The sequence below is a fragment of the Streptomyces purpurogeneiscleroticus genome, from assembly GCF_020024005.1.
Lineage (GTDB): Bacteria > Actinomycetota > Actinomycetes > Streptomycetales > Streptomycetaceae > Streptomyces > Streptomyces purpurogeneiscleroticus.
Window position 1 is genome coordinate 1 of the sequence record NZ_NHSG01000067.1, and the last position, 7,392, is coordinate 7,392.

At 72.8% G+C, this 7,392-nt stretch carries 9 protein-coding genes and 1 pseudogene; 4 read left to right on the forward strand and 6 right to left on the reverse strand.

The window, feature by feature from the left end; all coding sequences use genetic code 11:
• A partial coding sequence (locus CCS38_RS02015) for an acetyl-CoA carboxylase biotin carboxylase subunit (RefSeq protein WP_223731444.1) occupies positions 1 to 940 on the reverse strand: 940 nt, incomplete at its 3' end.
• A 406-nt stretch (positions 941 to 1,346) separates the two neighbouring features.
• On the opposite strand from CCS38_RS02015, the gene CCS38_RS02020 reads away from it, so the two are divergent.
• Complete coding sequence (locus CCS38_RS02020) at positions 1,347 to 1,817, forward strand: hypothetical protein (RefSeq protein ID WP_372456966.1); 471 nt, start codon at positions 1,347 to 1,349, stop codon at positions 1,815 to 1,817.
• On the opposite strand, the gene CCS38_RS02025 is transcribed toward CCS38_RS02020, so the two are convergent.
• Together CCS38_RS02025 and CCS38_RS02030 are read right to left on the reverse strand one after the other, a co-directional pair.
• A complete protein-coding gene (locus tag CCS38_RS02025) occupies positions 1,798 to 2,403 on the reverse strand; it encodes a Maf family protein (protein ID WP_223731445.1) in 606 nt (201 codons plus the stop codon). The two genes, CCS38_RS02020 and CCS38_RS02025, sit on opposite strands and share 20 nt — an antisense overlap.
• Positions 2,404 to 2,441: 38 nt before the next feature.
• On the reverse strand, positions 2,442 to 3,131 hold the full coding sequence (locus CCS38_RS02030) for an IclR family transcriptional regulator (RefSeq protein WP_223731446.1): 690 nt from the start codon (positions 3,129 to 3,131) through the stop codon (positions 2,442 to 2,444).
• Positions 3,132 to 3,322: 191 nt separating this feature from the next.
• Between CCS38_RS02030 and CCS38_RS02035 the strand changes: the two genes are divergently transcribed.
• The 3 genes from CCS38_RS02035 to fahA are packed head-to-tail and all read left to right on the forward strand — an operon-like array spanning position 3,323 to position 6,693.
• Complete coding sequence (locus CCS38_RS02035) at positions 3,323 to 4,543, forward strand: homogentisate 1,2-dioxygenase (protein WP_223731450.1); 1,221 nt, start codon at positions 3,323 to 3,325, stop codon at positions 4,541 to 4,543.
• Between the two features lie 3 nt (positions 4,544 to 4,546).
• Positions 4,547 to 5,443, forward strand: coding sequence for a hypothetical protein (locus tag CCS38_RS02040; RefSeq protein ID WP_223731447.1), 897 nt, complete (start codon positions 4,547 to 4,549; stop codon positions 5,441 to 5,443).
• Positions 5,440 to 6,693 (forward strand): fumarylacetoacetase, encoded by a 1,254-nt coding sequence (gene fahA, locus CCS38_RS02045; RefSeq protein ID WP_223731448.1) that lies wholly within the window; start codon positions 5,440 to 5,442, stop codon positions 6,691 to 6,693. The genes CCS38_RS02040 and fahA overlap by 4 nt, the downstream gene beginning before the upstream one ends.
• On the opposite strand, the gene mmpB is transcribed toward fahA, so the two are convergent.
• The 3 genes and pseudogenes from mmpB to CCS38_RS02055 form a co-directional block, all read right to left on the reverse strand.
• The gene (mmpB, locus tag CCS38_RS35225; protein WP_263301601.1) at positions 6,664 to 6,795 is read right to left on the reverse strand and encodes a morphogenic membrane protein MmpB; all 132 of its coding nucleotides are present in this window, start codon (positions 6,793 to 6,795) and stop codon (positions 6,664 to 6,666) included. The two genes, fahA and mmpB, sit on opposite strands and share 30 nt — an antisense overlap.
• A gap of 19 nt (positions 6,796 to 6,814) precedes the next feature.
• Positions 6,815 to 6,970 (reverse strand): annotated as a pseudogene (locus CCS38_RS02050) (acyl-CoA carboxylase epsilon subunit); the annotation flags it as partial.
• 36 nt (positions 6,971 to 7,006) lie between these two features.
• A partial coding sequence (locus tag CCS38_RS02055) for a carboxyl transferase domain-containing protein (protein ID WP_308050645.1) occupies positions 7,007 to 7,392 on the reverse strand: 386 nt, incomplete at its 5' end.

Sequence of the window (7,392 nt, forward strand, 5' to 3'; positions counted from 1 at the left end):
TGCGGAACATCTCCCGGACCAGGTCCAGGCCGGTGACCTCCTCGGTGACCGGGTGCTCCACCTGCAGCCGGGTGTTGACCTCCAGGAAGGAGATCGTGCCGTCCTGCCCCACCAGGAACTCACACGTGCCCGCGCCCTGGTAGCCGGCCTCCTTCAGGATGGCCTTGGAGGCCCGGTAGAGCTCGGCGTTCTGCTCCGCGGACAGGAACGGCGCCGGCGCCTCCTCCACCAGTTTTTGGTGGCGGCGCTGGAGCGAGCAGTCCCGGGTGGAGACCACCACCACATTGCCGTGCTTATCGGCCAGGCACTGGGTCTCCACATGCCGGGGGCGGTCCAGATAGCGCTCCACAAAGCACTCCCCGCGGCCGAAGGCGGCCACCGCCTCGCGCACGGCGGAGTCGTAGAGCTCGGGGACTTCCTCCAGGGTGCGGGCGACCTTCAGGCCGCGGCCGCCGCCGCCGAAGGCGGCCTTGATGGCGATCGGCAGGCCGTGCTCCTCGGCGAAGGCCACGACCTCCGCGGCGCCGGAGACCGGGTCCTTGGTGCCGGCCACCAGCGGGGCGCCGGCGCGCTGGGCGATGTGCCTGGCGGCGACCTTGTCGCCCAGGTCCCGGATGGCCTGCGGCGGGGGGCCGATCCAGATCAGTCCGGCGTCCAGCACCGCCTGCGCGAATTCGGCGTTCTCGGAGAGGAAGCCGTAGCCGGGATGGATGGCATCCGCGCCCGAATCGGCCGCGGCCTGCAGGACCTTGGCGATGTCCAGGTAGCTGGTGGCAGGAGTGTCACCGCCCAGGGCGTATGCCTCATCCGCCGCACGGACGTGCAGAGCGTCCCGGTCCGGGTCGGCATAGACCGCTACGCTCCCGATCCCGGCGTCCCGGCAAGCCCGGGCCACGCGGACAGCGATTTCGCCACGGTTGGCGATGAGCACCTTGCGCACGATGGCTCCCTCCTCGAAACAAGCTGAGTTTAGGGACTGACGACACCACGTGCCGAGTCGACCCTGAGGGTGAGCTTCCCCACAAGGCGCCTGTGTCCGGCGCGAGCCGCGCGCCGAAGTCCCCTGCATCCCCAGGGTATGCCCGGAATCCCGGGCGTACGACGGAGACCTGGTGTGGGCAAGGTCTCTGTGTGCCCGACTTCCCTACGGCGCGGTTTCTTTGTGGAAACCCTACGAATGGCGGAACAAAACTTTGCCGGGTGGGTGTCGGGTGTGACGCACGGGAATGCCGCCTGCTGCAGACCCCTTGTTCCTTCTATTACCCAGCAGTAGCGTGCACCCGTCTTCTGTACTGGCGGTAACAGGCGCGGAATCGCGCGGGCAACAGCGGAAGTGGGTGGGTGCGGTGGCGGCACGCAGACCGGTGGCCGGGGTGACGGCGGTGGTACTGGTCCTGGAAGCGGCCGGGATCGTGCTGCTCAACTGGATCCTGAGCGTCTTCGTCGACAAGCAGCAGATGTCACTGGCGGGCCTGGAGACCCACGCGATGTCGGCCGGGGCGTGGGTCGGCGGCCTCGTCTTCGGGCTCTACCTGCTGTTCTGCGCGTTCCTCGCGCTGCGCTGCGCGGTCCGGGACCGCGCGCCCGGCGGCTTCGCGCGCGCCGTCCTCATCAGCTGCGCGGTGATCCACGGCGTGGTCGGCGCGTTCACGGTCGGCCTGGTCGGCTGGGCCGCGTTCGCCGGCGCGATGGTCGTCCTCGGCCTGCTCATCTTCACCCTGCTGGCGTACGCCCCGGCGGCCGGGGCCGCCGAGCCGGCCGGCGGTCCCGAACCGGCCGGTGGTCCCGAACCGGCCGCTACGCCCACAGCTCCGTGATCTGGATCCCCAACTCCGCCAGCAGGCGGCGGAACAGCGGCAGGGACAGGCCGATGACGTTGCCCGGGTCGCCGTCGATGCCGTCGATGAAGGGGGCCGAGCGGCCGTCGAGGGTGAAGGCGCCCGCGACGTACAGCGGTTCGCCGCTCGCCACGTAGGCGGCGATCTCCGCGTCGGACGGCTCGCCGAAGCGGACCGTGGTGGCGGCGGTCGCCGAGACCCGGCGGCCGCTCTCCGTGTCGATGACGCAGTGTCCGGTCTGCAGGACGCCCGACCGGCCGCGCATCGACTTCCAGCGCGCCGTGGCGTCCTCGGCGTCGTCCGGCTTGCCCAGCGCGCGCCCGTCCAGTTCCAGTACGGAGTCGCAGCCGATGACCAACGCTCCGGCGGCTTCCGGGCGTCGGGCCACGGCGTCGGCCTTGGCCTCGGCCAGTACGCGGGCCAGCTCGCCCGGGGTGTCGGCGGTGATCGCGTCCTCGTCCACGCCGCTGACGATGACCTCGGGGGCCAGTCCGGCCTGCCGCAGGAGGCCGAGTCGGGCGGGGGACTGGGAGGCGAGCACGAGGCGGCGGGGCTGTTCGGTCATGCGGGTCATCGTAGGCCGAAGGGGTCGGGCGCCGGCTTTCAGGCCAGGCGGGCCGAGATCTCCTCGGCGGCGGCCGTGACCGGGGCGACGGCGGCCTCGGCGATGTCCTGGCGGTGGGTGATGAGGTTGATGCCGGCCGGGCCGTCGGGGTGGGCGGTGCGGATCGGCGCGGCGACCGCGAAGGTGCCCGGCACCACCTCGCCCGCGGTGAGCGCGTATCCCCGCTGCCGGGCCTCGGTGACGCGGGCCGGTTCGCCGTCCGTCGGAGGGCCGCCCGCGAGCAGGGCGATGCCGGCCGCGCCGCGGTCCAGGGGATCGCGGTTGCCGACGCGGTAGGAGAAGCGCGGGCCGCGCGTGGCGGGTTCGACGACCGTGACGGCCACCGCCGCGTCGTCGTCGCGCACGACCAGGCAGGCGGTCGCCTCCAGCCCGTCGGCGAGCCGGCGCAGCACCTGTTCGGCGACCTCCCGCAGCCGCGGCCGCACCTGCTCGGCGAGTCCCACCAGGTCGGCGCCCACCCGGTAGCGCGCCTCGTCGTCGCGTACCGCGAAGTGCTGGCGCACCAGGGACGTCAGCAGCCGGTACGCGACGGAGCGGTGTACGCCCAGTTCGGCGGCGAGCTCGGTCGCGGTCATCCCGTGCGGCGTACCGGCGATCAGGCGGAGCGCGCGCAGGCCGCGTTCCAGCGTCTGGGACCCCTCGGCGGGTCGCGGCTCACTCGTTCCCACCTGCGCGGTCTCCCCTCCGTGGGCGTTTGCCGCGCCAGTCTTCCATGCCGTCGGGAGCGGGCCGGCGGGCCGGGCGGCGGGCTCTTGACAGGCGTTGAGGGTGCGGCCACAGTCAATGACGCGTTCGGATATCAGTGAGCAGTGTCCGTTATTTGCACGCGCCTTGGGCGCAGGAGGGGGCGCTCGACCCCATGCCGTACTACCGCCGCGCCGGCGACGTCCCGGCCAAGCGGCACACCCAGCACCGCGGCCCCGACGGCGGCCTGTACTACGAGGAGCTGATGGGCGAGGAGGGCTTCTCCTCGGACTCCTCACTGCTCTACCACCGGGCGATCCCCTCGGCGATCACCGGCAGCCGCGCCTGGGAGCTGCCCGACCTCACCACCGTCGCCAACCACCCCCTCAAGCCCCGGCACCTGAAGCTGCCCGCGCTCTTCGAGACCGCCGACCCGGCCGCCACCGACGCCGTCACCGGCCGCCGCCTGGTGCTCGGCAACGAGGACGTACGCATCGGCTATGTCGTGGCGGGCGCGCCCTCGCCGCTGTACCGCAACGGCGTGGGCGACGAGTGCGTGTACGTCGAGAGCGGTACGGCCCGGCTGGAGACCGTCTTCGGTGTGCTGGACGCGCGCCCCGGCGACTACCTCGTCATTCCGCGCGCCACCACTCACCGCTGGGTGCCCACCGGGGACGCGCCGGTGCGCGCGTACTGCATCGAGGCGAACAGCCATATCGCCCCGCCGAGCCGCTACCTGTCCCGGTACGGGCAGCTGCTGGAGCACGCCCCGTACTGCGAGCGCGATCTGCGCGGGCCCGAAGGACCGCTGCTCGTCGAGGAGCAGGGGGAGGGGGCGGTGGACGTTCTCGTCAAGCACCGCGGGCCCGGGCCCGGCGGCCTGGCCGGAACTGTGCTGACGTACCCCGCCCACCCCTTCGATGTGGTGGGCTGGGACGGCTGTCTGTACCCGTACGCCTTCAGCATCCACGACTTCGAGCCGCTGACGGGACGGGTGCACCAGCCGCCGCCCGTCCACCAGGTCTTCGAGGGGCACAACTTCGTGATCTGCAATTTCGTGCCGCGGAAGGTCGACTACCACCCGCTGTCGATCCCCGTGCCGTACTACCACTCCAACGTCGACTCCGACGAGGTGATGTTCTACTGCGGCGGCGATTACGAGGCGCGCAAGGGCTCCGGCATCGGGCAGGGTTCGGTGTCGCTGCACCCGGGCGGGCATGCGCACGGCCCGCAGCCCGGCGCCTACGAACGCAGCATCGGCGTGGACTTCTTCGACGAACTGGCCGTCATGGTCGACACCTTCCGCCCGCTCGGCCTCGGCGAGGGCGGTACCGCTTGCGAGGATCAGGGGTATGCCTGGACGTGGGCCGGTGGCCACGGACCTCAGGAGGCGTGAGCGATGACCGTATCCGCTTTGTACGAACGGCTCGTGGACGATGCCGGGCTCTTCCCGCCCGAGCAGCTGGAGATGCCCGCCGCGGTCGCCCGGCACCGCGCCGACGCGGCGGCCGGCGATCCGCGGCTCAGCCACCGTTTCCTGTGCCCGGCGGAGCGGCTGCCGGAGCTGTCGGCGGCGCTGACCGATGAGGACCGCTTCCGGGTGGGGCTGATCAGCCCGCTGGAGTGGGGCGTGCTGGTCGACGCGCACCGCCGGCTCGCCGACGACGGCCGGCTGCGGCTGGTCGCCCTGGAGGGCCCGGTCCCGGCGGCGCCCGACCTCGTGACGGCCGTCCGGCAGGCCGCCGACGCGCTGAAGAACCTGCCGTACGGGCCGCCGCCCGGCTTCCCCCAGTACGTCGAGATCCCGCTCACGGACGGGTGGGAGGCCGCCCTCGACGAGCTGGTCACCGCCGGGCTGGGCGCCAAGGTCCGCTGCGGCGGCGTCCGCGCCGAGCTGTTCCCCGCGACCGAGCACCTGGCGGTGTTCGTGTCCGCGTGCGTGCGGCGCGGGCTGCCCTTCAAGGCCACCGCCGGGCTGCACCACGCGGTGCGGTACCGCGACGCGCGCACCGGCTTCGTCCACCACGGGTTCCTCAACCTGCTGCTGGCGGTCTGCCGGGCGGTGGACGGCGCGGCGCCCGACGGCGTGGAGGCCGTACTGCGGTCCACCGATTCCGTCGCGCTGGCCGCCGAGGCCCGCGCGGTGACCCCGGCCCTCGCCGCGCGTACCCGCGCGGTGTTCACCGGGTACGGCTCGTGCAGTACGAGCGAGCCGCTCGCAGATCTGCGGGCGCTGGGCCTGACCGGCTCGCGCGCGCATCCGAAGACCCCCACCGACAGGGAGCTGGACGCATGACGACCCGATCCTGGGTGCCCGTACCGGAGCACTCCGACTTCCCCGTGCAGAACCTGCCGTACGGCATCTTCTCCCGTGCGGGGGAGCCGCCGCGGGCCGGTGTGGCGATCGGCGAGTACGTCCTGGACCTGTCGCGGCTCGGCGCGGACGCCGGGCTGCCGTACGCGGAGGACTTCGCGGCACCGAGTCTGAACCCGTTCATGGCGCGCGGCCGGGAGGCGTGGCGTGCGGTGCGGGCCCGGCTGACCGAGCTGCTGACGGACGAGGCCCACCGCGCGGCCGTCGAGCCGCACCTGGTCCCGCGCGCCGAGGTGACCCTGCACCTGCCGTTCGAGGTCGCCGACTACGTCGACTTCTACGCCTCCGAGCACCACGCGTCCAACGTCGGCCGGGTCTTCCGCCCCACGCAGCCGCCGCTCACCCCGAACTGGAAGCATCTGCCCATCGGTTACCACGGCCGCGCGGGCACCGTCGTCGTCTCCGGCACCCCGGTCGTGCGGCCGTGCGGCCAGCGCAAGGCCCCCGACGCCGAGGCGCCCGGCTTCGGCCCGTCGGCCCGGCTGGACATCGAGGCCGAGGTCGGCTTCGTCGTCGGCACCCCCTCCGAGCTGGGCCGCCCGGTGTCCGCCGCGGACTTCGCCGACCATGTCTTCGGCGTCGTCCTGGTCAACGACTGGAGCGCGCGGGACATCCAGGCGTGGGAGTACGTGCCGCTCGGCCCGTTCCTCGGCAAGTCCTTCGCGACCTCGGTGTCCCCGTGGGTGGTGCCGCTGGAGGCGCTGGAGGCGGCGCGGGTGGCGCCGCCCGCGCAGGACCCGGAGCCGCTGCCGTACCTGCGGACGGACGAACCGTGGGGCCTGGATCTGGCGATCGAGGTGGCGTGCAACGGCGAGGTGGTCTCCCGGCCGCCGTTCTCCACCATGTACTGGACGGCCGCCCAGATGCTCGCGCACATGACCGTCAACGGCGCGAGCCTGCGCACCGGCGACTTCTACGCCTCCGGCACGGTCTCGGGCCCGGAGCCGGACCAGCGCGGCTCGTTCCTCGAACTGGGCTGGAACGGCACCGAACCGGTCAAGCTCGCCGACGGTTCCACCCGCGCCTACCTCGCCGACGGCGACACCGTCACCCTGCGCGCCACGGCGCCGGGCCGGGACGGTGTCCGGATCGGGTTCGGGGAGGTCAGCGGCACGGTCGAGCCGGCGCGCGAGGCGGCCGGTTCAGCCGGACAGGCCGAGCAGCAGCAGTAAAAGCACCGCGGCCACCGCCAGCACGATGCCGGCCCGACGGAGCATGGCCTCGGCCTTGCGCAGCTCCTCGGAGGGATCGTCGGACGGATCGGACCACAGCATGCTTCCGATCGTGCGCCTCTCGTCGCGGCACGAGGGACGCCGGGTCGGACCACTCCTCGCCCTGGTCCCGGCCGCCGGGCGCGGCGGCAGCGGCGGCCGCCGCGCGGGCTTGCACCACCGCGACTGCGGCGGCCAGCTCCTCGGGTGTCGGGTTGCCCCGTACGACCTTGATCACCGTCAGCCTCCTTACAACCGTGGGGACGTGCGCGTCTTACAGCGGGATGTTGCCGTGCTTCTTCGGGGGCAGCTGCTCGCGCTTGTTGCGCAGGGTGCGCAGGCCGCGGACGATGTGCCGGCGGGTCTCGGAGGGCATGATCACCGCGTCCACGTAGCCGCGCTCGGCCGCCGCATAGGGGTTGAGGAGGGCCTCCTCGTACTCGGCGATCAGCTCCTGGCGGCGGGCCTCCTGCGCGGCCGGGTCCTCGATCGCGGCCAGGGTGCGGCGGTGCAGGATGTTGACCGCGCCCTGCGCGCCCATCACCGCGATCTGGGCGGTGGGCCAGGCCAGGTTGAGGTCGGCGCCCAGGTGCTTGGAGCCCATCACGTCATACGCGCCGCCGAACGCCTTGCGCGTGATGACCGTGATCAGCGGGACGG

What these genes read in the sequence shown, in the direction of transcription:
- CCS38_RS02035 (WP_223731450.1), top strand. Translation starts at nt 3,323, where the DNA reads ATGCCGTACTACCGCCGCGCCGGCGACGTCCCGGCCAAGCGGCACACC.
- fahA (WP_223731448.1), top strand. Translation starts at nt 5,440, where the DNA reads ATGACGACCCGATCCTGGGTGCCCGTACCGGAGCACTCCGACTTCCCC.
- mmpB (WP_263301601.1), bottom strand. Translation starts at nt 6,795, where the DNA reads ATGCTGTGGTCCGATCCGTCCGACGATCCCTCCGAGGAGCTGCGCAAG.
- CCS38_RS02040 (WP_223731447.1), top strand. Translation starts at nt 4,547, where the DNA reads ATGACCGTATCCGCTTTGTACGAACGGCTCGTGGACGATGCCGGGCTC.
- CCS38_RS02025 (WP_223731445.1), bottom strand. Translation starts at nt 2,403, where the DNA reads ATGACCGAACAGCCCCGCCGCCTCGTGCTCGCCTCCCAGTCCCCCGCC.